Raw genomic sequence first — 24,965 nt, forward strand, 5'->3', positions numbered from 1 at the left:
TCCGTCCACTACGGGCGTGAGCCGGGTCGGGGCCGTTCACCGCGGGCGTGAGCCGGGCCGGGTCCGTCCACTACGGGCGTGAGCCGGGCCCGGCACGCAGGGCACCGGGGCCGGGGCCGATGCGGGGCGCTCGCGCTCCTACCGCGCCCGCTCCTCCACATACGCGTTGTACGCCGCCACCTGCGCCCGCCGCGCCACCCGCTCCACCGGGCGCAACGCCTCGCCCCGCGCCGCCATCTCCGACGCGCTCACCGCTCCGCCGTGCCCGTTCTCGTACGCCACCGAGATCAGCAGTCCGACCCGCTGCGCCAGCTCCAGCACCCGCACCGCCCGCGGCGGATACCCCGGGGCGAGCACCTCGCGCCCCCGCTCCGCCCGCGCCCGGTACGCGTCCACCGCCGCCTCGGCCACCGGCCCCGAACCGGCCACGTCGAGCCGGGACAGCAGCGCCGTCGCGTCCCGCAGTGCCTCCGCCAGCTCCCGCTCCGCCTCGCCCAGCGACGGCACGTCGGCCGGCGGGGCCTCCCGTACCGCCAGGCAGTGCCACACCACGTCCACGTGCACGTCCCCGGCCGGGCCCGCCTCGCGCACCTCGGGCACCAGCCCGTACGGGGCGCCATAGGTCACCACGGCCTCCTCCGCCTCCAGGGCCCGGGCATTGAAATCGGCCGGACCGCTCAGCCCCAGCGGATGCCCCGGCACCGGCAGCGCGACCCGGAAGCCGCTCACCCCCAGCGCCCGCAGCCGCCCCAGGGCGAACGTCAGCCCTACGGGACCCGCCTCACCGGGCAGCCCCTCGACGCGGTGCACCGCGTCCTCCCCGACGATGGCGAGCGCCGCGTCGTCCGGCGACACGAGCCCCGCCAGCAACGCGTTCCCCCAGGCGGCCAGCAGCCCTGAACGTGGTTCCGAAAGCATGCGGACAGCCTAGGGGGTCGCTTGTGGGTCAGGGCCGGGTCCGCGACGGCGGGCCCAGCGCCGCCCGCGCTCGCGCGGTGGCGTAGGTTTTCCCTGGGAGCTGTGCCCACAGGCACGCGACGATCTCGACACTGCATGGGGAGACAACGCGCTCATGAGCGATGTACTGGAGCTGGTGGACGTATCCGTGGTCCGCGACGGACGCGCTCTGGTGGACGACGTCTCCTGGTCGGTCAAGGAGGGGGAGCGCTGGGTCATCCTCGGCCCCAACGGCGCCGGCAAGACCACCCTGCTCAACATCGCGTCCAGCTACCTCTTCCCCACCAAGGGCAGCGTCAGCGTCCTCGGCGAGCAGCTCGGCGGCGTCGGCACCGACGTCTTCGACCTGCGCCCCCGCATCGGCATCGCGGGCGTCGCCCTCGCCGAGAAGCTCCCCCGCCGCCAGACGGTCCTGCAGACGGTGCTCACCGCCGCGTACGGCATGACCGCCACCTGGAACGAGAACTACGACAAGGTCGACGAGGACCGCGCCCGCGCCTTCCTCGACCGGCTCGGCATGACCGAGTACCTCGACCGCAAGTTCGGCACCCTCTCCGAGGGCGAGCGCAAGCGCACCCTGATCGCCCGCGCCATGATGACCGACCCCGAGCTCCTCCTCCTGGACGAGCCCGCCGCGGGACTCGACCTCGGCGGCCGTGAGGACCTGGTCCGCCGCCTCGGCCGGCTGGCCCGCGACCCGTACGCGCCCTCCATGATCATGGTGACCCACCACGTCGAGGAGATCGCCCCCGGCTTCACCCACGTCCTGATGATCCGCCAGGGCAAGGTGCTCGCCGCAGGCCCCATGGAGACAGAGCTCACCTCCCGCAACCTCTCCCTCTGCTTCGGCCTGCCCCTCGTCGTCGAGCACCAGGGCGACCGCTACACCGCCCGCGGACTGCCCCTCGGCTAGGCGTTGTTGCCCGGTTGCGCCCTGTCCGTAAGGGTGCAACCGGTCCTACGATGACCACGTGGACATCGACGCGTGGGTGTGGTGGCTGATCGGCGCGGTGGGACTGGGCATTCCGCTCGTCCTCACCGCGATGCCCGAGTTCGGCATGTTCGCCGTGGGGGCCGTCGCCGCCGCGGTGGTCGCGGCCCTCGGCGGCGGGATCGTCGCCCAGGTCCTGGTCTTCGTCATCGTCTCGGTGGCGCTGACGGCCGTGGTGCGCGTGATCGCCGCCCGGCAACGCGGGGACCGCACGCCCCAGCACGCCACCGGTATCGACGCCCTGAAGGGCCGTCAGGCCGTCGTTCTGGAACGCGTGGACGGCGCCGGCGGCCGCATCAAGCTGGCCGGTGAGATCTGGTCGGCCCGCGCACTCGACGCCGGGCTCAGCTTCGAGCCCGGCCAACAGGTCGACGTCGTCGACATCGACGGGGCGACGGCCGTCGTCATGTGACCGAACTGTCCCCACGCCAAGGCGCGTTCTGTCAGACTCGATGACGATCATCAACCGAAGGGCACGAGGAAACGATGCAACCGATCATCATCGTCCTGATCATTCTGGTGGTGCTCGTCTTCATCGCCCTGATCAAGACGATCCAGGTCATCCCCCAGGCCAGCGCCGCCATCGTCGAACGCTTCGGCCGGTACACCCGTACCCTCAACGCGGGCCTGAACATCGTCGTCCCGTTCATCGACTCGATCCGCAACCGGATCGACCTGCGCGAGCAGGTCGTGCCCTTCCCCCCGCAGCCCGTCATCACCCAGGACAACCTGGTCGTCAACATCGACACCGTCATCTACTACCAGGTGACCGACGCCAGGGCCGCGACGTACGAGGTCGCCAGCTACATCCAGGCCATCGAGCAGCTCACCGTCACCACCCTCCGCAACATCATCGGCGGCATGGACCTGGAACGGACCCTCACCTCCCGCGAGGAGATCAACGCCGCGCTGCGCGGAGTCCTCGACGAGGCCACCGGCAAGTGGGGCATCCGCGTCAACCGCGTCGAGCTCAAGGCGATCGAGCCGCCCACCTCCATCCAGGACTCGATGGAGAAGCAGATGCGCGCCGACCGCGACAAGCGCGCCGCGATCCTCCAGGCCGAAGGCACCCGCCAGTCCGCGATCCTCACCGCGGAGGGCGAGAAGCAGTCCGCGATCCTGCGCGCCGAGGGCGAGGCCAAGGCCGCCGCCCTGCGCGCCGAGGGCGAGGCCCAGGCCATCCGCACGGTCTTCGAGTCCATCCACGCCGGCGACCCGGACCAGAAGCTGCTCTCGTACCAGTACCTCCAGATGCTGCCGAAGATCGCCGAGGGCGACGCCAACAAGCTCTGGATCGTGCCCAGCGAGATCGGCGACGCCCTCAAGGGCCTCAGCGGCGCCTTCGGCAACATCGGCGGCGGCGTCCCCGGCTTCAACACCGCCCAGGAACGGCGCGAGGAACCCCCGGTCGACTGACGTGTACACCCCCCGTGCATGATTCGGTGCAGCAAGCACCGATCACGCACGGGGGATACGCCATGTCCATCTGGGAGATGCTCGCCGTCTTCGCCGCGGGGATCAGCGCCGGCGCGATCAACACGATCGTCGGATCCGGGACGCTCATCACCTTCCCCGTCCTGCTCGCCACCGGCCTGCCCCCGGTCACCGCCACCGTCTCCAACGCGCTCGGCCTGATCCCCGGCTCCATCAGCGGCGCGATCGGCTACCGCGAGGAACTCAAGGGCCAGCGCTCCCGCGTGCTCAAGCTCGCCGTGGGAGCCCTCGTCGGCGGCCTCACCGGGGCCACCCTGCTGCTGGCCCTGCCCTCCACGGCCTTCGAGACCATCGTCCCGGTCCTCGTCGCCCTGGCCCTCGTCCTGGTCATCCTCCAGCCGCGCATCAGCAAGGCCGTCCAGCAGCGGCGCGCCCGCACCGGCACCCCCGCCCACCCCGACGGCGGCTCCCTCCTCCTCATCGGCCTGACCCTCGCCAGCGTCTACGGCGGCTACTTCACCGCAGCCCAGGGGATCATCTACCTCTCCCTCATGGGCATGCTGGTCGACGACACCATGCAGCGCCTCAACGCCGTCAAGAACGTCCTCGCGGCCGTCGTCAACAGCATCGCCGCGCTCTTCTTCCTCTTCGTCGCCGACTTCGACTGGACCGCCGTCGTCCTCATCGCGGTCGGCTCCGCACTCGGCGGCCAGATCGGCGCCAAGGTCGGCCGCCGCCTCAGCCCCACCTTGCTGCGCGCCCTCATCGTCACCGTCGGCACGGCCGCCATCGTCCAGCTGCTGCTGCGCTGAACGACCGGAGCCCGCCTCCCCGGGGGAAGGCGGGCTCCGGCGACGTCATGAGGCGTACGGCGGCTACGCCGCGGACCGCGCCAGCCACTCCGGCAGCGCCGAGCGGTCGCCCGCCCCCAGCGCCAGCAGCATCGCCTCCGCCGGGGACGGTACGAAGGGTTTGCGCAGCAGCGGCATCCCGGCCTGCTCCGGCGTACGGTCCGCCTTGCGGTGGTTGTCCTCGGCGCAGGAAGCCACCGTGTTGAGCCAGGTGTCCTGCCCGCCCTGCGCCCTCGGCACCACGTGGTCGACGGTGCTCGCACGCTTCCCGCAGTACGCGCACCGGTGCTGGTCGCGGACCAGCACACCCCTCCTGGACCACGGGGCCTGTCTTCGGAACGGCACCCGTACGTACCGGCAGAGCCTGATCACACGGGGCACGGGTATGTCCACGTCGGCCCCGCGCATCCGGAGGCCGGGGTGCGACTGCTCGACGACGGCCTTGTCCTGAAGGATCAGGACCACCGCCCGGTTCAGCGTCACCGTCGACAGCGGCTCGAAGCTCGCGTTCAGTACCAGCGTGTCCCGCATCTCGCCCACCTCCCGTGTGCCGGCCGCCCCCTGGCAGACCCGGATCAACTCTGGCCGGGCACGCCGTGATGGACAACGCATTAAAAAATGCCCTGCCCTGATCTCTCCAGGACCAGGGCAGGGCAAACGGCTGCGGAAGTTTTGGTACTCAGGCGCTCTCGGCGGGCTCCGCGTACTCGGCGATCAACTGGGCCCGGCCCAGGGTGTGGAACCGGAGGTTGAACCCGACCGCCGCGGGCGGGGTGTCGCTGTCGGGACCGAGGTTCTCGGTGTCCACCGCATACACGGTGAACACATAGCGGTGGTTCTCGCCGGCCGGCGGCGCGGCACCGCCGAAGTCCTTCGTCCCGTAGTCGTTGCGCGCGTGCACGGCACCGGTGGGGAGTCCCTCGAACTTCCCGCCGCCCGCGCCCGCCGGCAGTTCCGTGACCGACGCGGGGATGTCGAAGAGCACCCAGTGCCAGAACCCGCTGCCCGTGGGGGCGTCGGGGTCGAAGCACGTCACGGCGAAGCTTTTCGTCTCCGCCGGGAAACCCTCCCACCGCAGCTGCGGCGAGGTGTTCCCGGCCGCGTACACCTGCGCGTCGGCGAGCACGGCCCCCGGGGCGATGTCCTCGCTCACCACGGTGAACGAGGGAACCTCCGGATGGAAGTCGTGCGGCAGCGGCGCCCTCTTCGGCTCGGTCACGTCAGCACCTCTCTGTCGGCTCCGTCGGATTGCTCGGAAAGATCTCTCTTCCCTTCCGACCCTAGAGCCAGTTGCGCTGACCGCCGACCTGCGCCAGCCACTGGTTCAGATATGCCGCCCAGTCGGTCTCGTGGAAGTTGTGCAGACCGACCTTGAAGGCACGGTACGAGTCGCTGCCCTCGCTGAACAGACCGGGCTTCTTGTCCATCTCCAGGACGACGTCCATCTCGCGGTCGTCCGCGACGAACGACAGCTCCACCTGGTTAAGCCCCCGGTACTGCGACGGCGGGAAGAACTCGATCTCCTGGTAGAACGGCAGCCGCTGGCGCGTACCGCGGATGTGGCCGCGCTCCATGTCGGCGCTGCGGAAACCGAAGCCCAGCTGGCCGAACGCGTCGAGGATGGCCTCCTGGGCCGGCAGCGGGTGCACGTTGATGGGGTCGAGGTCGCCCGAGTCCAGCGCCCGCGCGATCTCCAGCTCGGTGGTCACCCCGATGTTCATGCCGTGCAGGTGCTGGCCCGCGAACATGGTGATCGGCGTCTCCCAGGGGATCTCCAGGCCGAACGGCACCACGTGCACCGCCCCGGCCCGCACCTCGAAGGCGCCGCCGATCCGGAGCTTGGTGAACTCGATGTCCTGCTTGTACTCCTGGTCCTGGCCCTCGACCTCGACCCGGGCCTGCAGACCCACGGAGAGGCCCTCGATCTGCTGGTCGACGGAACCGCCCTGGATGCGCACCTCGCCCTGGACGACCCCGCCCGGGACGACGTTGACCTCGCTCAGCTCCGTCTCCACCGAGGCGCCGCCGGCACCCATGCTCGCGAGCAGCCGCTTGAAGCCCATGTTTTCTCCTCCTAGGTCCTGACCCCTACATACGCGCGACGACCGTAGTCGGTTCCCGGTAGCCTCGAACCTCATGATCGATGGCCCGGACCGTACGCCGCTGACGCGGGACTTCTTCGACCGTCCCGTACTGGAGGTGGCGCCCGACCTCCTCGGCCGCACCCTGGTGCGCAGCACCCCGGAGGGTCCGATCGCCCTCCGTCTGACGGAGGTGGAGGCGTACGCGGGTGAGATCGACCCGGGCTCCCACGCCTTTCGAGGCCGGACGCGGCGCAACGACGCGATGTACGGGCCGCCCGGCCACGCGTACGTCTACTTCACGTACGGCATGTGGCACTGCATGAACCTGGTGTGCGGTCCCGAGGGCCGGGCGAGTGGGGTGCTGCTGCGGGCCGGTGAGATCGTCGAGGGCGCCGAGCTGACGCGCAAACGTCGAGTTTCGGCCCGTAACGACAAGGAACTGGCCAAAGGCCCGGCCCGCCTCGCGACCGCCCTGGACATCGGCCGGGCCCTGGACGGCACCGACGCGATCAGCCACGAGGGCGCCGAGCTGTACGTGCTCCGGGGAACCCCGCCACCGCGTGACCAGGTATGCAACGGCCCCCGCACCGGCGTGGGCGGGGACGGGGCGGTGCACCCCTGGAGGTTCTGGATCGACGGCGACCCGACGGTGAGCCCCTACCGGGCCCATGTGCCGCGCCGGAGGTCAACTTGACTCGCCCGAGTGGGCCACCTAATGTTGTCCGAGTCGCTTGACACGGGTACAGCTGTTGGTTCGGTCCATCGGATCGTGAGCCGGGCAGACCCGAAGCGGCCAACCACTACCTACGACTCACCCCAGAGGGTGCGGATTTCGGCATGCCTGGAATTCAGACCCACTGACTCGATTATGAGTAACCGGGAGAATCCGCTAAAGTAGTGGACACGCCGAAAGGGAAACGCGAAAGCGCAGAACTGGAAAGCGAAAATCGCTTGACCCGCTTCGGCCGGGAATCGGACACGAAAGAGTCTGATAGAGTCGGAAACGCAAGACCGAAGGGAAGCGCCCGGAGGAAAGCCCGAGAGGGTGAGTACAAAGGAAGCGTCCGTTCCTTGAGAACTCAACAGCGTGCCAAAAGTCAACGCCAGATATGTTGATACCCCGGCCTGCTACGGCAGGTTGGTGGTTCCTTTGAAAGTCCTGCGAAACCTTCGGGTTCGGCAGGCAAAACACAGCGAGGACGCAGTGGACAACGGGTCTTATTCCGGCCTTGTTGTTCCGCTCTCGTGATGTGTTCCCCGATTACGGGAAAACATTCACGGAGAGTTTGATCCTGGCTCAGGACGAACGCTGGCGGCGTGCTTAACACATGCAAGTCGAACGATGAAGCCCTTCGGGGTGGATTAGTGGCGAACGGGTGAGTAACACGTGGGCAATCTGCCCTTCACTCTGGGACAAGCCCTGGAAACGGGGTCTAATACCGGATAATACTTTCCTCCTCCTGGAGGAAGGTTGAAAGCTCCGGCGGTGAAGGATGAGCCCGCGGCCTATCAGCTAGTTGGTGGGGTAATGGCCTACCAAGGCGACGACGGGTAGCCGGCCTGAGAGGGCGACCGGCCACACTGGGACTGAGACACGGCCCAGACTCCTACGGGAGGCAGCAGTGGGGAATATTGCACAATGGGCGAAAGCCTGATGCAGCGACGCCGCGTGAGGGATGACGGCCTTCGGGTTGTAAACCTCTTTCAGCAGGGAAGAAGCGAAAGTGACGGTACCTGCAGAAGAAGCGCCGGCTAACTACGTGCCAGCAGCCGCGGTAATACGTAGGGCGCAAGCGTTGTCCGGAATTATTGGGCGTAAAGAGCTCGTAGGCGGCTTGTCACGTCGGTTGTGAAAGCCCGGGGCTTAACCCCGGGTCTGCAGTCGATACGGGCAGGCTAGAGTGTGGTAGGGGAGATCGGAATTCCTGGTGTAGCGGTGAAATGCGCAGATATCAGGAGGAACACCGGTGGCGAAGGCGGATCTCTGGGCCATTACTGACGCTGAGGAGCGAAAGCGTGGGGAGCGAACAGGATTAGATACCCTGGTAGTCCACGCCGTAAACGTTGGGAACTAGGTGTTGGCGACATTCCACGTCGTCGGTGCCGCAGCTAACGCATTAAGTTCCCCGCCTGGGGAGTACGGCCGCAAGGCTAAAACTCAAAGGAATTGACGGGGGCCCGCACAAGCAGCGGAGCATGTGGCTTAATTCGACGCAACGCGAAGAACCTTACCAAGGCTTGACATACACCGGAAAGCATCAGAGATGGTGCCCCCCTTGTGGTCGGTGTACAGGTGGTGCATGGCTGTCGTCAGCTCGTGTCGTGAGATGTTGGGTTAAGTCCCGCAACGAGCGCAACCCTTGTTCTGTGTTGCCAGCATGCCCTTCGGGGTGATGGGGACTCACAGGAGACTGCCGGGGTCAACTCGGAGGAAGGTGGGGACGACGTCAAGTCATCATGCCCCTTATGTCTTGGGCTGCACACGTGCTACAATGGCCGGTACAATGAGCTGCGATGCCGCGAGGCGGAGCGAATCTCAAAAAGCCGGTCTCAGTTCGGATTGGGGTCTGCAACTCGACCCCATGAAGTCGGAGTTGCTAGTAATCGCAGATCAGCATTGCTGCGGTGAATACGTTCCCGGGCCTTGTACACACCGCCCGTCACGTCACGAAAGTCGGTAACACCCGAAGCCGGTGGCCCAACCCCTTGTGGGAGGGAGCTGTCGAAGGTGGGACTGGCGATTGGGACGAAGTCGTAACAAGGTAGCCGTACCGGAAGGTGCGGCTGGATCACCTCCTTTCTAAGGAGCATCTAGATTCCGCAAGGAATCCAGAGCCACTACGTCGGCAAATGTTCGACGGTGGTCAGCTCATGGGTGGAACGTTGACTACTCGGCACGGCAAGTTGTTTGTCACTAGTACTGCTTCGGCGTGGAACGTGTAGGACAACTGGTCGGGTCGGGCACGCTGTTGGGTATCTGAAGGTACGGGCTCGTTTGAGTCTGTCCTTCGGTTGCCGGCCCCAGTGCACTCACCTGGTAAGGGTGGGGTGATGGGTGGCTGGTCGTTGTTTGAGAACTGCACAGTGGACGCGAGCATCTGTGGCCAAGTTTTTAAGGGCGCACGGTGGATGCCTTGGCACCAGGAACCGATGAAGGACGTGGGAGGCCACGATAGTCCCCGGGGAGTCGTCAACCAGACTTTGATCCGGGGGTTTCCGAATGGGGAAACCCGGCAGTCGTCATGGGCTGTCACCCGCTGCTGAACACATAGGCAGTGTGGAGGGAACGAGGGGAAGTGAAACATCTCAGTACCCTCAGGAAGAGAAAACAACCGTGATTCCGGGAGTAGTGGCGAGCGAAACTGGATCAGGCCAAACCGTATGCGTGTGATACCCGGCAGGGGTTGCGTATGCGGGGTTGTGGGATCTCTCTTTCACAGTCTGCCGGCTGTGAGACGAGTCAGAAACCGTTGATGTAGGCGAAGGACATGCGAAAGGTCCGGCGTAGAGGGTAAGACCCCCGTAGCTGAAACATCAGCGGCTTGTTTGAGAGACACCCAAGTAGCACGGGGCCCGAGAAATCCCGTGTGAATCTGGCGGGACCACCCGTTAAGCCTAAATATTCCCTGGTGACCGATAGCGGATAGTACCGTGAGGGAATGGTGAAAAGTACCGCGGGAGCGGAGTGAAATAGTACCTGAAACCGTGTGCCTACAAGCCGTGGGAGCGTCGCTGTGTGTGCTTGCACATGCAGTCGTGACTGCGTGCCTTTTGAAGAATGAGCCTGCGAGTTTGCGGTGTGTTGCGAGGTTAACCCGTGTGGGGAAGCCGTAGCGAAAGCGAGTCCGAATAGGGCGATTCAGTAGCGCGCTCAAGACCCGAAGCGGAGTGATCTAGCCATGGGCAGGTTGAAGCGGAGGTAAGACTTCGTGGAGGACCGAACCCACCAGGGTTGAAAACCTGGGGGATGACCTGTGGTTAGGGGTGAAAGGCCAATCAAACTCCGTGATAGCTGGTTCTCCCCGAAATGCATTTAGGTGCAGCGTCGTGTGTTTCTTGCCGGAGGTAGAGCACTGGATAGGCGATGGGCCCTACCGGGTTACTGACCTTAGCCAAACTCCGAATGCCGGTAAGTGAGAGCGCGGCAGTGAGACTGTGGGGGATAAGCTCCATGGTCGAGAGGGAAACAGCCCAGAGCATCGACTAAGGCCCCTAAGCGTACGCTAAGTGGGAAAGGATGTGGAGTCGCAGAGACAACCAGGAGGTTGGCTTAGAAGCAGCCACCCTTGAAAGAGTGCGTAATAGCTCACTGGTCAAGTGATTCCGCGCCGACAATGTAGCGGGGCTCAAGCGTACCGCCGAAGTCGTGTCATTCATACGCATAGGGCCAACGCCTGTATGGATGGGTAGGGGAGCGTCGTGTGCCGGGTGAAGCAGCCGCGGAAGCGAGTTGTGGACGGTTCACGAGTGAGAATGCAGGCATGAGTAGCGATACACACGTGAGAAACGTGTGCGCCGATTGACTAAGGGTTCCTGGGTCAAGCTGATCTGCCCAGGGTAAGTCGGGACCTAAGGCGAGGCCGACAGGCGTAGTCGATGGACAACCGGTTGATATTCCGGTACCCGCTTTGAAACGCCCAATACTGAATCAGGCGATGCTAAGTCCGTGAAGCCGGCCCGATCTCTTCGGAGTTGAGGGTAGTGGTGGAGCCGACGAACCAGACTTGTAGTAGGTAAGCGATGGGGTGACGCAGGAAGGTAGTCCAGCCCGGGCGGTGGTTGCCCCGGGGTAAGGGTGTAGGACGCACGGTAGGCAAATCCGTCGTGCATATAAGTCTGAGACCTGATGCCGAGCCGATTGTGGTGAAGTGGATGATCCTATGCTGTCGAGAAAAGCCTCTAGCGAGTTTCATGGCGGCCCGTACCCTAAACCGACTCAGGTGGTCAGGTAGAGAATACCGAGGCGTTCGGGTGAACTATGGTTAAGGAACTCGGCAAAATGCCCCCGTAACTTCGGGAGAAGGGGGGCCATCACTGGTGATCCGATTTACTCGGTGAGCTGGGGGTGGCCGCAGAGACCAGCGAGAAGCGACTGTTTACTAAAAACACAGGTCCGTGCGAAGCCGTAAGGCGATGTATACGGACTGACGCCTGCCCGGTGCTGGAACGTTAAGGGGACCGGTTAGCTGCTCTTCGGGGTGGCGAAGCTGAGAACTTAAGCGCCAGTAAACGGCGGTGGTAACTATAACCATCCTAAGGTAGCGAAATTCCTTGTCGGGTAAGTTCCGACCTGCACGAATGGCGTAACGACTTCTCGACTGTCTCAACCATAGGCCCGGTGAAATTGCACTACGAGTAAAGATGCTCGTTTCGCGCAGCAGGACGGAAAGACCCCGGGACCTTTACTATAGTTTGATATTGGTGTTCGGTTCGGCTTGTGTAGGATAGGTGGGAGACTTTGAAGCGGCCACGCCAGTGGTTGTGGAGTCGTCGTTGAAATACCACTCTGGTCGTGCTGGATGTCTAACCTGGGTCCGTGATCCGGATCAGGGACAGTGTCTGATGGGTAGTTTAACTGGGGCGGTTGCCTCCTAAAGAGTAACGGAGGCGCCCAAAGGTTCCCTCAGCCTGGTTGGCAATCAGGTGTTGAGTGTAAGTGCACAAGGGAGCTTGACTGTGAGACCGACGGGTCGAGCAGGGACGAAAGTCGGGACTAGTGATCCGGCAGTGGCTTGTGGAAGCGCTGTCGCTCAACGGATAAAAGGTACCCCGGGGATAACAGGCTGATCTTCCCCAAGAGTCCATATCGACGGGATGGTTTGGCACCTCGATGTCGGCTCGTCGCATCCTGGGGCTGGAGTCGGTCCCAAGGGTTGGGCTGTTCGCCCATTAAAGCGGTACGCGAGCTGGGTTTAGAACGTCGTGAGACAGTTCGGTCCCTATCCGCTGTGCGCGTAGGAATATTGAGAAGGGCTGTCCCTAGTACGAGAGGACCGGGACGGACGAACCTCTGGTGTGCCAGTTGTTCTGCCAAGGGCATGGCTGGTTGGCTACGTTCGGAAAGGATAACCGCTGAAAGCATCTAAGCGGGAAGCCTGCTTCGAGATGAGTATTCCCACCCTCTTGAAGGGTTAAGGCTCCCAGTAGACGACTGGGTTGATAGGCCAGATGTGGAAGCCCGGTAACGGGTGGAGCTGACTGGTACTAATAGGCCGAGGGCTTGTCCTCAGTTGCTCGCGTCCACTGTGTTGTTCCCAGGCCACGAACAGTCGTGCTGGTTGAACAGCGTCATTCATTAAATTGAAAAGTGTGCTTGTTCGCTAAGTGCCGATACTCCGCCTTGTTGGGGGAGTGGCCGATAGTGTTTCGGTGGTCATTGCGTTAGGGAAACGCCCGGTTACATTTCGAACCCGGAAGCTAAGCCTTTCAGCGCCGATGGTACTGCAGGGGGGACCCTGTGGGAGAGTAGGACGCCGCCGAACAATTTTTGAAGGACCCTTGGTCCCAGCGTTCAGCGCTGGGACCAAGGGTCCTTTTGTTTTTCCCGAAGCGCGTCGGGTGTCCGGCTGCGCGAGAATGTCTGTAGTACCCCGAATGACAGGAGCCCCACCCATGTCCACCAACTCTCCCGACGATCGTTCGGAGCGCGAGCCGCGTCGCCGGGACGGCGGTGACCGGGGCGGCTTCGGCGGCGGCCGCGATGACCGTTCGCGCGGTCCGCGCCGGGACGACGACCGCGGTGGATACCGCCGTGACGACCGCTCCTCGGGGGGCGGCTTCCGGCGCGACGACCGGGACCGTGGCCCGCGTCGCGACGACCGTCCCTCCGGTGGCGGCTTCCGCCGTGACGACAGCCGTGCTGGTAACACCGGCGGCGGTTTCCGTCGCGATGACCGGGGTGGTAGCTCCGGCGGTGGTTTCCGGCGTGACGACCGGGGTGGTGGGTTCGACAACCGTGGTGGTGGGTTCCGTCGTGATGACCGGGCGCCGCGTCGTGATGACGACCGGGGTGGCCGGCCGGGCGGCTTCGACCGCCGAGACGACCGGCCGCGCGGCCCGCGCCGGGATGACGACAACCGGGGTGGCGGCTTCCGTCGCGACGACCGTCCCTCCGGCGGCGGCTTCCGCCGTGACGACCGGGGTGGTAACTCCGGCGGTGGCTTCCGGCGTGACGACCGCCGTGACGATCGGCGCGATGACAATCGCGGTGGTTTCCGGCGTGACGACCGGGGTGGTGGGTTCGACAACCGTGGTGGTGGGTTCCGTCGTGATGACCGGGCGCCGCGTCGTGATGACGACCGGGGTGGCCGGCCGGGCGGCTTCGACCGCCGAGACGACCGGCCGCGCGGTCCGCGCCGGGATGACGACAACCGGGGTGGCGGCTTCCGTCGCGACGACCGTCCCTCCGGCGGCGGCTTCCGCCGTGACGACCGGGGCGACCGAGGCGGCAACACCGGCGGCGGCTTCCGCCGTGACGACCGGGGTGGTAGCTCCGGCGGTGGCTTCCGTCGCGACGACCGCCGTGACGATCGGCGCGATGACAACCGTGGCGGCTTCCGTCGTGACGACCGCGACCGGGACCGTGGCCCGCGCCGCGACGACGACCGGGGCGGCCGTCCCGGTGGCTTCGACCGCCGTGACGACCGCCGTGACGACCGCCGGGACGACCGGCCGCGCGGCCCCCGCCGTGACGACAGCCGGCCGAGCGGCGGCGGGTTCCGTCGTGACGACCGTGATGACCGTGGCGGCAGCTCCGGCGGCGGGTTCCGGCGGGACGACAGCCGGGGCGGCGGTTACCGCGGGCAGCGGGACGACCGTGACCGCGGTGGCTACCGGGGCCGGGACGACCGCGGCGGCCGGCCGGGCGGTTATGAGCGCCGGGACGACCGGGACCGTGAGCCGATCAAGCGGCTGCCCATCCCGGACGACGTCACCGGTCACGAGATCGACCAGGACGTCCGCCAGGAGCTGCTGAGCCTGCCGAAGACGCTGGCCGAGGACGTGGCGAGGAACCTCGTCATGGTGGCCCGGCTCATCGACGAGGACCCGGAGCAGGCGTACGCGTACTCGCGCATCGCCCTGCGGCTGGCCTCCCGCGTCGCCGCCGTCCGCGAGGCCGCCGGTTTCGCCGCCTACGCCGTCCAGAAGTACGCGGAGGCCCTGGCGGAGTTCCGGGCGGCCCGGAGGATGACCGGTTCCGTGGAGCTGTGGCCCGTGATGGCCGACTGCGAGCGTGGTCTCGGCCGGCCCGAGAAGGCCATGGCGATGGCCGGTGAGCCCGAGGTGCAGAAGCTGGACAAGGCCGGCCAGGTCGAGATGCGTCTCGTCGCCGCCGGTGCCCGCCGGGACATGGGGCAGCTCGACGCCGCCATCGTCACGCTCCAGAGCCCCGAACTCGCCTCGAACGCCGTCCACCCGTGGACCCCGCGCCTGCGCTACGCGTACGCCGACGCGCTGCTCGAAGCGGGCCGCGAGGACGAGGCGCGCGAGTGGTTCGGCAAGGCGCTGGAGGCCGACAAGGACGGCGCCACCGACGCGTCGGACCGCCTCGCCGAGCTGGACGGGGTCGAGTTCGTCGACGCCCTGGACGAGGACGACGAGGACGTCGACACCCAGGCGCCCGTCGCGGCCGAAGCGGCCGAGGAGGACGGCGACGACGCCGACGAGGACGGCACGTCCCGGGCGTAACGCATGAGAAGAGGGCGGCACCCGATGCGGGTGTCGCCCTCTTTCGCGTTCAGCCCAGCTTCAGGCTGCGCAGCACCAGGCCCGTCGCCGGCTTCGGGCCGAAGGACGTGGACTTGCGGGGCATGGTGACGCCCTGGCGGGCCAGGTCCCGGACGAGTTCCTCGCGTACGGGATGCATCAGCACCGCTGTGGAGCCGTGCCGTTCGGCCTGCTCCACGGCGGCCGCGGTGTCGTGGATGTAGGCGATGTGCGCCGGATCGTCCGGGATGCGCCACACGTGGTCGAGCAGCGCCGAGTGCAGGACCGTCGCGTCGAGCGTGCGCCAGGCCGCCGGCCGGTCCGTCGGGACCGTGCGGGACAGCAGTGCCTCGTCCGGGCGGTCGACCAGATGGAAGTCACCGTCGCCCGCGAGCAGGAAGGCGTTGCCCTCGCCTGCCGCGTCGGCCAGGGCGTCCAGCGCCCGGGGGAGCGGGCCCGCCACCTCGCGTATCCGGAACAGGCCCGCCAGCGCGGCCAGCGCGTCGGCGACCGGCAGGCCGTGCAGCAGGCGGTGGATGGCGCGGACCCGGAGCGGGTAGCGGGCCGTGTCCACCAGGAGGACCAGGCCGTAGTCCCAGGGGCCCGGGTCCGTGTGCTCCTGCTGGAGCCGCAGGTAGGTCGCCCAGCGATGGTGGCCGTCCGCGATCAGCGCCTGGTGACGCAGCAGGTCCGCCTCGATCTCCGCGCGCTCGGCGGGGTCGGTGACCGCCCACAGCCGGTGGCAGAAACCGTCCTCCGTGGTCGTGTCGAGCAACGGCGTCCGGCCCACGGTCCGTTCGACGACGGCCGTCGCGCCCGTGGCGGCGTCCGCGTCGCTGCGGTAGGTCAGCAGCAGGGGTTCCAGGTGGGCGGCCGTGGCGCGCATCAGGTCGGCCCGGTCCTCTACGACATGCGCCATGACGTCCTCGTGCGGCAGCACGATGCCCTCGGCGGGCCCCGAGAGCGCGAGGGCCCCGATCACCCCCCGTTGCAGGATGCCGTCGCCGCGCTGCTCGTACACGTACAGCAAGGGCTCGTCGTCCGGCGCGAGCACACCCTCGGCCAGCCAGTCGTCCAGGGTGGCGGCGGCCTGTGCGTTGCGGGCGGCGACCGTGCCGGCCTGCGGCAGGATCAGCCGGACGATGTTGTGCGGGTCCGCCGACTCCAGGTGGTGCAGTCCGTCGGGCCGTACGACCACGTCGTACGGGGGAGAGGTCACCGCGGCGAGGCTGCCGACCCGCTCGGGGACGTACCGCAGTCCACGGAACGGAATCAGCCGCAGTCCCCGGTCCGCCGTGCCTGGTGTGTTCATTTGTGCATCGTATGTGCGGTCCCGGGATGCGCGATGATCGGGGGAGAAGCAGGCGATGAGGAGCGCGGAACATGAGTGGGACGAGCAGGACCAGGCCGAGCGGCAGCGGCACCGCGTTGAGCGAGGCGTACGACACGGCGCTGCTCGACCTGGACGGTGTCGTGTACGCGGGCGGGCACGCGATCGACCACGCCGTCGAGGCGTTGGGCACGGCGCGGGACGGCGGGATGCATCTGGCGTACGTCACCAACAACGCGCTGCGGACCCCCGCCGCGGTGGCCGAGCACCTCACCGAGTTGGGCGTCCCGGCCGAGGCGAGTGATGTGATCACCTCGGCGCAGGCCGTGTCCCGGCTCGTCGCCGACCAGCTGCCCGCCGGGGCGCGGGTTCTGGTCATCGGCGGCGAGGGGCTGCGCGTCGCGCTGCGGGAACGCGGCCTCGAGCCCGTCGAGTCGGCGGACGACGACCCGGTCGCCGTGGTGCAGGGGTACGGCGGACCCGACCTGGCGTGGGGCCGGTTCGCCGAGGCGTCGTACGCGATCAACCGCGGGCTGCCGTGGTTCGCGTCCAACACCGACCTGACGATTCCGGGTGCCCGGGGCATCGCGCCGGGCAACGGGGCGGCCGTCGAGGTCGTCCGGATCGCGACCGGCGCCGAGCCTCAGGTCGCCGGGAAGCCGCTGCCGCCGATGCACCGCGAGACCGTGCTGCGCACCGGGGCCGAACGGCCGCTGGTGGTCGGCGACCGGCTCGACACGGACATCGAGGGGGCGTTCAACGGCGGCGTCGACTCGCTGCTGGTGCTGACCGGGGTGACGGACGCGGCCCAGCTGGTGACCGCCGTGCCCGAGCACCGGCCGACGTACATCGACGCGGACCTGCGCGGACTGCTCACCGGACAGCCCGAGGTCGAGGAGGACGGCGGGGGATTCCGGTGCGGCGGCTGGACGGCGTCCGCCCGGGACGGCCGGCTGGTGCTGGAGGGCGACGGCGGACCGCTCGACGGGCTGCGGGCGCTGTGCGCGGCGGCCTGGTCCCAGGCGGGCGACAAGGCCTGTGACCTGGACGCGGAGAAGGCGCTGGCCCGGCTGGGGCTCTGAGGCCGGGGCGCAGGCCCGGGAGGCTGGGTAGGCTAACCTAACCGGGTGTTGGTTGAAAGTCCCCCGGATTCCAGTTCCGGCCCGATAGCCGCGCCGGACAAGGCCGCCGCTCCCCGCAGGCGTCACGCGGCGAGAGCGGCGGGGCTCCTGGTGGGCGTGGCCGTCCTCGTGCTGGTGTGCCTTGCGTCCGTCGGGATCGGTGCCAAGGCGTTGCCGCTCTCCGACGTGTGGCACGGCCTGTTCCACTACGCGGGCAGCGGCGACGACGTCCTCGTACGCAAGGTGCGTGTCCCGCGCACCGTGCTCGGGCTCCTCGTCGGTGCGGCGCTCGGCCTTGCCGGGGCGGTCATGCAGGCGCTGACCCGCAACCCGCTCGCCGAGCCCGGCATCCTCGGTGTCAACGCGGGGGCCTCGGCCGCCGTCGTCTCCGCCATCAGCTTCTTCGGCGTCACCTCGCTGACCGGCTATGTGTGGTTCGCCTTCGCGGGCGCCGCGATCGTGTCGGTGGCCGTGTACTTCCTCGGCGGGAGCCGCTCGTCGACTCCGGTGCGGCTCGCGCTCGCCGGGACGGCCGTCACCGCCGCGCTGTACGGGTACGTCAACGCCGTACAGCTGCTGGACTCGGCGGCGCTGGACCGGTTGCGGTTCTGGACGGTCGGCTCGCTGGCCTCCGCGAACACCGAGACCGTCGGCAAGGTCTGGCCGTTCATCGCGCTGGGCGTCCTGCTGACCGTGTTCATCGCGCGCCCGCTCAACGCCCTGGAGATGGGCGACGACACCGCCAGGTCGCTGGGCGCGAACCTGACCCGGACCCGTGTCCTCGCGATGCTCGCCGTCACCCTGCTGTGCGGGGCGGCGACCGCCGCGTGCGGGCCGATCGTCTTCATCGGGCTGATGATCCCGCACCTGGTGCGCACGCTCACCGGGCCCGACCTGCGGTGGATCCTGCCGTACGCGGCCGTCCTCTCGCCGGTGCTGCTGCTCGGCGCGGACGTGGTGGGCCGGGTCGTCGCCCGGCCGTCCGAGCTCCAGGTCGGCATCGTCACCGCGCTGATCGGCGGGCCCGTCTTCATCCACCTCGTACGACGCAAGAGGATGTCCCAGCTGTGAAGGCCACGACCACGAAGGAGACGGCGCACACCGCCGGTCCGGTGCGGGCCGTCCGGACGCCCGGCGGCTATTCGTTCCGGATGAACGTGCGGGCCGCCCTCGTCGTCCTGCTCCTGGCCCTCGTGGCGGCGGCAGCGGCGGTCGTCCTCATCGGCAGCGGCGACTTCACGATGACGCCCGGCGAGGTCCTCATGACGCTCTTCGGCCACGGGACCTTCCAGCAGGAGTTCATCGTCACCGACCTCAGGCTGCCCCGGGTGCTCGTGGGGCTCCTCGTCGGCGGCGCGCTGGGGGCCGGCGGCGCCGTCTTCCAGACCATCTCCCGAAACCCGCTCGGCAGCCCCGACGTGCTCGGCTTCGGGCAGGGCGCCACGGTCGGCGCGCTCACGGTGATCGTCCTCTTCCAGGGCGGCGCGGCGGCGGTCTCGGCCGGTGCGGTCATCGGCGGCCTGGTGACCGGTGTCGCCGTCTACCTGCTGGCGTGGAAGCGCGGGGTGCACGGCTTCCGGCTCGTCCTCGTGGGCATCGGCGCGGCCGCCATGCTGACGGCCGCCACCCAGTACCTGATCACCAAGGCGAACCTGGTCGACGCCACGCGTGCCGTGGTCTGGATGACCGGTTCGCTCGACGGCCGGGACTGGGCGCAGGTCTGGCCGCTGCTGATCGTCTGCGCCGTGCTGCTCCCGCTGGTGTACGGGCACGGGCCGGCCCTGCGCGTCATGGAGATGGGCGACGACGCCGCGTACGCGCTCGGGGTACGCGTCGAACGCACCCGCCTCCTCCTCATGGGCTCCGCCGTCCTGCTCGTCGCCGTCGCCACGGCCGCCGCCGGGCCGATCACCTTCGTCTCGCTGAGCGCCCCGCAGCTGGCGCGCCGGCTGACCCGCTCCACCGGCCCCAACCTGGTGGCCGCGACCTTCATGGGCGCGGCGCTCCTGCTCGTCGCCGACTGGATCGCGCTCGACGCGTTCGGTGACCGGCAGCTGCCCGTCGGTGTCGTCACAGGCGTGCTGGGCGGCTGCTATCTGGTGTGGCTGCTGGTGACCGAGCGCAAGGCGGGACGCATATGAAGCCCGGTGCCGCCGTCTCTTCCCAACCGTCCGACCCGCGACCGTCCGACCCCCGGAGTACGACCATGCAGCGCCTCACCGCGGACTCGGTGACCCTCGGCTACGACCAGCGGGTCATCGCGGAGAACCTCTCGGTCGAGATCCCCGACCACTCGTTCACCGTGATCGTCGGCCCCAACGCCTGCGGCAAGTCGACGCTGCTGCGGGCGCTGTCCCGGATGCTGAAGCCGAGCCGGGGCCGGGTGCTGCTGGACGGGCAGTCGATCCACGGGCTGCCCGCGAAGAAGGTCGCGAAGACGCTGGGCCTGCTGCCGCAGTCCTCGATCGCGCCGGAGGGCATCACGGTCGGGGACCTCGTGGCGCGGGGGCGCTACCCGCACCAGGGGCTGCTGCGGCAGTGGTCGCCGGAGGACGAGCGCGTCGTCCAGGAGTCCATGGCGTCCACGGGCGTCGGCGAGCTCGCCGATCGCTATGTCGACGAATTGTCCGGCGGTCAGCGCCAGCGCGTCTGGATCGCGATGGCCCTCGCCCAGCAGACGCCGCTGCTGCTGCTCGACGAGCCGACGACGTACCTCGACATCCAGCACCAGATCGACGTCCTCGACCTGTGCGCCGAGCTGCACGAGACGCAGGGGCGGACGCTGGTGGCCGTCCTGCACGACCTGAACCACGCGGCGCGGTACGCGACGCACCTCATCGCGATGCGCGAGGGAGAGGTCGTCGCGGAGGGGGCGCCGGGGGAGATCGTCACCGCGGAGCTGGTGGAGCGGGTGTTCGGGCTGCGGTGTCAGGTGATTCCCGATCCGGAGACGGGGACGCCGCTTGTCGTACCTGCTGCGCGGGTGCGCGGGGCGCGCGGGGTCGAAAAGACGTCCTCGAGCGCCGGACCGGCTTGATTTCGGCCGGCGTGGGCTCGTCTCGCCGAGGTCAACGATGTCCTCGATCGCCGGACGGGCTCGAGTGTGGCGCTACAGCAGTGACTTCAGTTTCAGGAGGTCCCTGAAGCCCGCCTCCAGGCGGACTCGGCCCGAGGCCCAGGCCTTGGCGAAGTTCAGGTCGCCGTCGACCATCGCCACCAGGTCGTCGCCGGTCATCGCGAGGCGGATCTCGGCCTTGTCGCGGGGCGGGCCCTCCAGGGTGTCCAGGACCTGGATGCGGCCGCCGGACAGGCGGCCGGTGAACGTGATGTCCAGGTCCCTGATGTGGCAGCTCAGCGAGCGGTCCAGGTCGGCGGCGCGGCGCACGTCGCCGTCCGCCCCCGCGAGGTTGTCGGAAAGTCTGTCGAGTGCGCTGCGGCACTCCGCCATGGTCGCCATCGTGATCGACGGTACCCCAGCCCTTCGCGGTAGCGTTTCCGCATGAGCGACCCGATGCCCGAGCCCGAGACGGAAGCCCCGCCGGAGCCGGTCGAGCCCGCGGGGCCGTCGCCCCTCGGTGTCGTACGGACCCCGACCGGCGACGCCGGGGTGGACGCCCTGCTGGAGCGGCTGGCCGACGCGGACCACCTCGCGGCGGACGGACACACCGAGGTGTACGAGGATGTACACCGGGGCCTGCGCGAGGCGCTGAGCGCGCTGGACGCCGGGCCCGCCCCCGCACCGGGACCCGCAGGGGTGCCCCCGTACAACCACAGGAGCTGAACCGAACGTGGCAGGAGTCGCCCGCCGCCGTCTCGACGCCGAGCTGGTACGCCGCAAGCTCGCCCGCTCGCGCGAGCACGCGAGCCAGCTGATCGCGGCGGGCCGGGTGACCGTCGGCGGCAACACCGCGACGAAGCCGGCCACCCAGGTCGAGACCAGTGCCGCCGTCGTCGTCACCAAGGACGACAGCGACCCGGAGTACGTCTCGCGCGGCGGCCACAAGCTGGCCGGCGCACTCGCCGCCTTCGTGCCGCTCGGCCTCGAGGTCGAGGGCCGCAGGGCGCTGGACGCGGGCGCGTCGACCGGCGGGTTCACCGATGTGCTGCTGCGCGCGGGGGTCGCGCAGGTGGTGGCCGTGGACGTCGGCTACGGGCAGCTCGCCTGGTCGCTCCAGTCCGACGCGCGCGTCGTGGTCAAGGACCGCACCAATGTGCGGGAACTGACCCTGGAGGCGATCGACGGCGAGCCGGTGGACCTGGTGGTGGGCGATCTGTCGTTCATCCCGCTCGGGCTCGTGCTGCCCGCCCTGGTCCGCTGCGCCGGTCCCGGTGCCGACCTGGTCCTCATGGTCAAACCGCAGTTCGAGGTCGGCAAGGAGCGCCTCGGCAGTGGCGGTGTGGTGCGCAGCCCCGAGCTGCGCGCCGAAGCGGTACGGGAGGTGGCCCGCCGGGCGTGGGCGCTGGGCCTCGGGGTCCGGGGCGTGACGGCCAGCCCGCTGCCGGGGCCCTCCGGGAACGTCGAGTACTTTCTGTGGCTGCGGGCCGGAGCACCGGAACTGGATCCCGCGGATGTCGACCGTGCAGTGGCGGAGGGGCCTCGTTGACGACGAATGCGGCACGAACAGTCTTCCTTTTGGCGCACACCGGCCGCCCGGCCGCGATCCGCAGCGCGGAACTAGTCGTCCAGGGGCTGCTCCGCAGCGGCCTGGGTGTGCGGGTCCTCGCCACGGAGGCGGCCGACCTGCCCCTGCCCTCGTCCGTCGAGACCGTCACAGACGCGACGCCCGAGGTGCTCAACGGCTGTGAGCTGCTGATCGTCCTCGGCGGCGACGGGACGCTGCTGCGCGGCGCCGAGCTCTCGCGCGCCTCCGGGGTGCCCATGCTCGGCGTCAACCTCGGCCGGGTCGGCTTCCTCGCCGAGGCCGAGCGCGACGACCTCGACAAGGTCGTCGACCGGGTCGTCACCCGGGCGTACACCGTCGAGGAACGCATGACGATCGACGTCCTGGTGCACAGCAACGGCGACGTCGTGCACACCGACTGGGCGCTCAACGAGGCGGCCGTGCAGAAGGTGTCGCCCGAGCGGATGCTCGAAGTCGTTCTGGAGATCGACGGCCGGCCGGTGACCGGGTTCGGCTGCGACGGGATCGTGTGCGCGACGCCCACCGGCTCGACCGCGTACGCCTTCTCGGCCGGCGGGCCCGTCGTCTGGCCGGAGGTCGAGGCGCTGCTGATGGTCCCGATCAGCGCCCACGCCCTGTTCGCCAAGCCGCTCGTGACCTCCCCGACCTCGGTGCTCGCCGTCGAGGTCCAGCCGCACACCCCGCACGGGGTGCTGTGGTGCGACGGGCGCCGGACCGTCGAATTGCCCCCGGGCGCGCGCGTCGAGGTGCGGCGCGGTGCCGTGCCCGTACGGCTGGCCCGGCTGCACCAGGCGTCGTTCACTGACCGGCTCGTCGCCAAGTTCGCGCTCCCCGTGTCGGGGTGGCGGGGCGCCCCCCACTGACCGCGCGATCCTGGTGCCCGGGCCGTGGCCCGTGTGCACGCGGGCGGGGAAACCTCGTATGGTCATGTCCGTGTTGGAGGAGATGCGGATACGGTCGCTCGGGGTCATCGACGACGCGGTGGTGGAGCTGTCACCCGGTTTCACCGCGGTGACGGGCGAGACCGGCGCCGGCAAGACCATGGTCGTCACCAGCCTGGGGCTGCTGCTCGGCGGGCGCGCCGACCCCGCCCTCGTGCGGATCGGCGCCAAGGCCGCGGTCGTCGAGGGCCGGATCACGGTGGCCGACGGCGACGCGGTGGCGCTGCGCGCCGAGGAGGCCGGGGCCGAGATCGAGGACGGGGCGCTGCTCATCAGCCGCACCGTCTCCGCCGAGGGGCGCTCGCGGGCGCACCTGGGCGGCAGATCCGTGCCGGTGGGCGTGCTGTCCGAGCTTGCCGACGAACTCGTCGCCGTGCACGGCCAGACCGACCAGCAGGGGCTCCTCAAGCCCGCCCGGCAGCGGCAGGCCCTGGACCGGTACGCGGGCGACGGCGTCGCCGTCCCGCTGGCGAAGTACGCGGCCGCATACCGCCGGCTGCGGGACGTCGCCGCGGAGCTGGACGAGCTGACCACGCGCGCCCGCGAACGCGCCCAGGAGGCCGACCTCCTGCGCTTCGGGCTGAACGAGATCGCCGCCGTCGAACCGCTGCCCGGCGAGGACACCGAGCTGGCCGCCGAGGCCCAGCGGCTCGGCCACGCCGACGCGCTCGCCTCCGCCGCCGCCCTCGCGCACACCGCGCTGGCCGGCAATCCGGAGGACCCGGAGGCCTTGGACGCCACGACCGTGGTGGCCGCCGCCCGGCAGGCGCTCGACGGGGTGCGCTCGCACGACCCGGCGCTCGCCTCGCTCGCCGACCGGGTCGGCGAGATCTCCATCCTGCTCGCCGACGTCTCGGTCGAACTGTCCGGGTACGCGGACCAGCTGGACGCCGACCCGCTGCGGCTCGCCGCCGTCGAGGAGCGGCGCGCCGCGCTCACCGCCCTCACCCGCAAGTACGGCGAGGACATCACCGCCGTACTCGCCTGGGCACAGGAGGGGGCGGCCCGGCTCACCGAGCTGGAGGGCGACGACGACCGGATCGGGGAGCTGACCGCGGAGCGGGACGCGCTGCGCGCCGAACTCTCCGGCCTCGGGCAGGCGTTGACGGACGCCAGGACGGCCGCCGCCGCGTCCTTCGCGGAGGCGGTGACCGAGGAGCTGGCGTCCCTGGCCATGCCGCACGCCCGGGTGTCCTTCGACATCCGGCAGACCGACGCGGCGGACGAGACGTCCGGCATCGAGATCGGCGGCCGGAACGTGGCCTACGGCCCGTCCGGCGCCGACGAGGTCGAACTGCTCCTCGCCCCGCACCCCGGCGCCCAGCCCCGGCCGATCGCCAAGGGTGCCTCGGGCGGTGAGCTCTCCCGGGTGATGCTCGCGGTCGAGGTGGTCTTCGCGGGCTCCGACCCCGTGCCCACGTACCTCTTCGACGAGGTCGACGCAGGTGTCGGCGGCAAGGCGGCCGTGGAGGTCGGGCGGCGGCTCGCGAAGCTCGCCAGGTCGGCCCAGGTCGTGGTCGTCACGCACCTGCCCCAGGTGGCCGCGTTCGCCGACCGGCAGCTGCTGGTCGAGAAGACCGTGGACGGCTCGGTGACCAGCAGCGGCGTCACGGTCCTGGAGGGCGAGGACCGGGTACGGGAGCTGTCCCGGATGCTCGCCGGCCAGGAGGACTCCGAGACCGCCCGCGCCCACGCCGAGGAACTGCTCGCCACGGCCCGCGCCGACGCGTAGGGACCGTGCGGCCGGGGCCCCAGCGGTCCCGGCCACACGGTCCGCCGTACGGGTGTCGCGGCGCCGTACACGCTTTCACCCGTGCGGGTGGTGTGGGGTGCCCGTTTTGTCGCGATGAGCACCGGAGTTACGGTTCCGTCGTGCCGGAACGTGCGTACGGACTGGCATCCTTGGC

Annotated in this window: 20 protein-coding genes, 3 rRNA genes and 1 pseudogene; 18 read left to right on the forward strand and 6 right to left on the reverse strand. The window is 68.8% G+C overall.

What is annotated here, in order from left to right; genetic code table 11:
* Nucleotides 1-138: 138 nt before the first annotated feature.
* Nucleotides 139-918 (reverse strand): hypothetical protein, encoded by a 780-nt coding sequence (locus tag BLW14_RS25200; RefSeq protein WP_093709459.1) that lies wholly within the window; start codon nucleotides 916-918, stop codon nucleotides 139-141.
* A 154-nt stretch (nucleotides 919-1,072) separates the two neighbouring features.
* On the opposite strand from BLW14_RS25200, the gene BLW14_RS25205 reads away from it, so the two are divergent.
* The 4 genes from BLW14_RS25205 (at nucleotide 1,073) to BLW14_RS25220 (ending at nucleotide 4,194) form a co-directional block, all read left to right on the forward strand.
* Complete coding sequence (locus BLW14_RS25205; RefSeq protein WP_093709460.1) at nucleotides 1,073-1,870, forward strand: ABC transporter ATP-binding protein; 798 nt, start codon at nucleotides 1,073-1,075, stop codon at nucleotides 1,868-1,870.
* A gap of 58 nt (nucleotides 1,871-1,928) precedes the next feature.
* The gene (locus BLW14_RS25210; protein ID WP_093709461.1) at nucleotides 1,929-2,360 is read left to right on the forward strand and encodes an NfeD family protein; all 432 of its coding nucleotides are present in this window, start codon (nucleotides 1,929-1,931) and stop codon (nucleotides 2,358-2,360) included.
* 74 nt (nucleotides 2,361-2,434) lie between these two features.
* Nucleotides 2,435-3,364: an SPFH domain-containing protein gene (locus tag BLW14_RS25215; RefSeq protein WP_018518945.1), complete on the forward strand. Its 930-nt coding sequence runs from the start codon at nucleotides 2,435-2,437 to the stop codon at nucleotides 3,362-3,364.
* 62 nt (nucleotides 3,365-3,426) lie between these two features.
* Nucleotides 3,427-4,194 (forward strand): sulfite exporter TauE/SafE family protein, encoded by a 768-nt coding sequence (locus BLW14_RS25220; protein ID WP_093709462.1) that lies wholly within the window; start codon nucleotides 3,427-3,429, stop codon nucleotides 4,192-4,194.
* A gap of 63 nt (nucleotides 4,195-4,257) precedes the next feature.
* Here BLW14_RS25220 and BLW14_RS25225 read toward each other — a convergent pair whose 3' ends face one another.
* The 3 genes from BLW14_RS25225 to BLW14_RS25235 form a co-directional block, all read right to left on the reverse strand.
* Entirely contained in the window at nucleotides 4,258-4,764 is a 507-nt protein-coding gene (locus BLW14_RS25225) for an HNH endonuclease (RefSeq protein ID WP_073968443.1), read from the reverse strand.
* A gap of 148 nt (nucleotides 4,765-4,912) precedes the next feature.
* Complete coding sequence (locus BLW14_RS25230) at nucleotides 4,913-5,452, reverse strand: YbhB/YbcL family Raf kinase inhibitor-like protein (RefSeq protein ID WP_093709463.1); 540 nt, start codon at nucleotides 5,450-5,452, stop codon at nucleotides 4,913-4,915.
* Nucleotides 5,453-5,513: 61 nt separating this feature from the next.
* Complete coding sequence (locus BLW14_RS25235) at nucleotides 5,514-6,296, reverse strand: sporulation protein (RefSeq protein ID WP_093709464.1); 783 nt, start codon at nucleotides 6,294-6,296, stop codon at nucleotides 5,514-5,516.
* A 73-nt stretch (nucleotides 6,297-6,369) separates the two neighbouring features.
* On the opposite strand from BLW14_RS25235, the gene BLW14_RS25240 reads away from it, so the two are divergent.
* The 6 genes and pseudogenes from BLW14_RS25240 to BLW14_RS34810 all read left to right on the forward strand — a co-directional run bounded on the left by BLW14_RS25240 (nucleotide 6,370) and on the right by BLW14_RS34810 (nucleotide 15,005).
* On the forward strand, nucleotides 6,370-7,011 hold the full coding sequence (locus BLW14_RS25240) for a DNA-3-methyladenine glycosylase (RefSeq protein ID WP_093709465.1): 642 nt from the start codon (nucleotides 6,370-6,372) through the stop codon (nucleotides 7,009-7,011).
* 580 nt (nucleotides 7,012-7,591) lie between these two features.
* A 16S ribosomal RNA gene (locus BLW14_RS25250) occupies nucleotides 7,592-9,117 on the forward strand.
* 302 nt (nucleotides 9,118-9,419) lie between these two features.
* Nucleotides 9,420-12,545: ribosomal RNA gene (locus BLW14_RS25255) — 23S ribosomal RNA — on the forward strand.
* 137 nt (nucleotides 12,546-12,682) lie between these two features.
* A 5S ribosomal RNA gene (rrf, locus tag BLW14_RS25260) occupies nucleotides 12,683-12,799 on the forward strand.
* Together the 16S, 23S and 5S rRNA genes form the textbook arrangement of a ribosomal RNA operon.
* Nucleotides 12,800-13,196: 397 nt before the next feature.
* Nucleotides 13,197-14,156, forward strand: a pseudogene (locus BLW14_RS35775) (hypothetical protein); the annotation flags it as partial.
* A 72-nt stretch (nucleotides 14,157-14,228) separates the two neighbouring features.
* Complete coding sequence (locus tag BLW14_RS34810; protein WP_218137702.1) at nucleotides 14,229-15,005, forward strand: tetratricopeptide repeat protein; 777 nt, start codon at nucleotides 14,229-14,231, stop codon at nucleotides 15,003-15,005.
* A 49-nt stretch (nucleotides 15,006-15,054) separates the two neighbouring features.
* Here the strand turns inward: BLW14_RS34810 and BLW14_RS25270 are convergent, their stop codons facing one another.
* Nucleotides 15,055-16,335: a DUF1015 family protein gene (locus tag BLW14_RS25270; RefSeq protein WP_093709468.1), complete on the reverse strand. Its 1,281-nt coding sequence runs from the start codon at nucleotides 16,333-16,335 to the stop codon at nucleotides 15,055-15,057.
* A gap of 71 nt (nucleotides 16,336-16,406) precedes the next feature.
* Between BLW14_RS25270 and BLW14_RS25275 the strand changes: the two genes are divergently transcribed.
* From BLW14_RS25275 to BLW14_RS25290, 4 genes are all read left to right on the forward strand, one after another.
* Nucleotides 16,407-17,435, forward strand: coding sequence for an HAD-IIA family hydrolase (locus BLW14_RS25275; protein ID WP_093709469.1), 1,029 nt, complete (start codon nucleotides 16,407-16,409; stop codon nucleotides 17,433-17,435).
* A 150-nt stretch (nucleotides 17,436-17,585) separates the two neighbouring features.
* Nucleotides 17,586-18,545: a FecCD family ABC transporter permease gene (locus BLW14_RS25280; protein ID WP_093709470.1), complete on the forward strand. Its 960-nt coding sequence runs from the start codon at nucleotides 17,586-17,588 to the stop codon at nucleotides 18,543-18,545.
* Nucleotides 18,542-19,615, forward strand: coding sequence for a FecCD family ABC transporter permease (locus BLW14_RS25285; protein ID WP_093709471.1), 1,074 nt, complete (start codon nucleotides 18,542-18,544; stop codon nucleotides 19,613-19,615). Before BLW14_RS25280 ends, BLW14_RS25285 begins: the two co-directional genes overlap by 4 nt.
* Before the next feature lie 65 nt (nucleotides 19,616-19,680).
* Nucleotides 19,681-20,511 (forward strand): ABC transporter ATP-binding protein, encoded by an 831-nt coding sequence (locus BLW14_RS25290; protein ID WP_093709472.1) that lies wholly within the window; start codon nucleotides 19,681-19,683, stop codon nucleotides 20,509-20,511.
* Between the two features lie 72 nt (nucleotides 20,512-20,583).
* Here the strand turns inward: BLW14_RS25290 and BLW14_RS25295 are convergent, their stop codons facing one another.
* A complete protein-coding gene (locus tag BLW14_RS25295; RefSeq protein ID WP_093709473.1) occupies nucleotides 20,584-20,931 on the reverse strand; it encodes an SCP2 sterol-binding domain-containing protein in 348 nt (115 codons plus the stop codon).
* A gap of 54 nt (nucleotides 20,932-20,985) precedes the next feature.
* Here BLW14_RS25295 and BLW14_RS25300 point away from each other — a divergent pair, with 54 nt between their 5' ends.
* The 4 genes from BLW14_RS25300 to recN all read left to right on the forward strand — a co-directional run bounded on the left by BLW14_RS25300 (nucleotide 20,986) and on the right by recN (nucleotide 24,790).
* Nucleotides 20,986-21,255, forward strand: coding sequence for a hypothetical protein (locus BLW14_RS25300; protein ID WP_093709474.1), 270 nt, complete (start codon nucleotides 20,986-20,988; stop codon nucleotides 21,253-21,255).
* Between the two features lie 7 nt (nucleotides 21,256-21,262).
* On the forward strand, nucleotides 21,263-22,078 hold the full coding sequence (locus tag BLW14_RS25305) for a TlyA family RNA methyltransferase (RefSeq protein ID WP_018523939.1): 816 nt from the start codon (nucleotides 21,263-21,265) through the stop codon (nucleotides 22,076-22,078).
* Nucleotides 22,075-22,980 (forward strand): NAD kinase, encoded by a 906-nt coding sequence (locus tag BLW14_RS25310; protein ID WP_093709475.1) that lies wholly within the window; start codon nucleotides 22,075-22,077, stop codon nucleotides 22,978-22,980. Before BLW14_RS25305 ends, BLW14_RS25310 begins: the two co-directional genes overlap by 4 nt.
* 64 nt (nucleotides 22,981-23,044) lie before the next feature.
* Nucleotides 23,045-24,790, forward strand: coding sequence for a DNA repair protein RecN (recN, locus tag BLW14_RS25315; protein WP_177154093.1), 1,746 nt, complete (start codon nucleotides 23,045-23,047; stop codon nucleotides 24,788-24,790).
* The last annotated feature ends 175 nt before the right edge of the window (nucleotides 24,791-24,965 follow it).

Origin of the sequence: Streptomyces sp. 2131.1, from assembly GCF_900105515.1 — a bacterium.
Lineage (GTDB): Bacteria > Actinomycetota > Actinomycetes > Streptomycetales > Streptomycetaceae > Streptomyces > Streptomyces drozdowiczii.

Excerpts from the sequence above, each read along its gene's own strand:
- BLW14_RS25225 (WP_073968443.1), bottom strand. The coding sequence starts at position 4,764 with ATGCGGGACACGCTGGTACTGAACGCGAGCTTCGAGCCGCTGTCGACG.
- BLW14_RS25220 (WP_093709462.1), top strand. The coding sequence starts at position 3,427 with ATGTCCATCTGGGAGATGCTCGCCGTCTTCGCCGCGGGGATCAGCGCC.
- BLW14_RS25240 (WP_093709465.1), top strand. The coding sequence starts at position 6,370 with ATGATCGATGGCCCGGACCGTACGCCGCTGACGCGGGACTTCTTCGAC.
- BLW14_RS25235 (WP_093709464.1), bottom strand. The coding sequence starts at position 6,296 with ATGGGCTTCAAGCGGCTGCTCGCGAGCATGGGTGCCGGCGGCGCCTCG.
- BLW14_RS25300 (WP_093709474.1), top strand. The coding sequence starts at position 20,986 with ATGCCCGAGCCCGAGACGGAAGCCCCGCCGGAGCCGGTCGAGCCCGCG.
- BLW14_RS25215 (WP_018518945.1), top strand. The coding sequence starts at position 2,435 with ATGCAACCGATCATCATCGTCCTGATCATTCTGGTGGTGCTCGTCTTC.
- BLW14_RS25290 (WP_093709472.1), top strand. The coding sequence starts at position 19,681 with ATGCAGCGCCTCACCGCGGACTCGGTGACCCTCGGCTACGACCAGCGG.
- BLW14_RS25205 (WP_093709460.1), top strand. The coding sequence starts at position 1,073 with ATGAGCGATGTACTGGAGCTGGTGGACGTATCCGTGGTCCGCGACGGA.
- recN (WP_177154093.1), top strand. The coding sequence starts at position 23,045 with ATGTCCGTGTTGGAGGAGATGCGGATACGGTCGCTCGGGGTCATCGAC.
- BLW14_RS25270 (WP_093709468.1), bottom strand. The coding sequence starts at position 16,335 with ATGAACACACCAGGCACGGCGGACCGGGGACTGCGGCTGATTCCGTTC.
- BLW14_RS25200 (WP_093709459.1), bottom strand. The coding sequence starts at position 918 with ATGCTTTCGGAACCACGTTCAGGGCTGCTGGCCGCCTGGGGGAACGCG.
- BLW14_RS25275 (WP_093709469.1), top strand. The coding sequence starts at position 16,407 with ATGAGTGGGACGAGCAGGACCAGGCCGAGCGGCAGCGGCACCGCGTTG.
- BLW14_RS25295 (WP_093709473.1), bottom strand. The coding sequence starts at position 20,931 with ATGGCGACCATGGCGGAGTGCCGCAGCGCACTCGACAGACTTTCCGAC.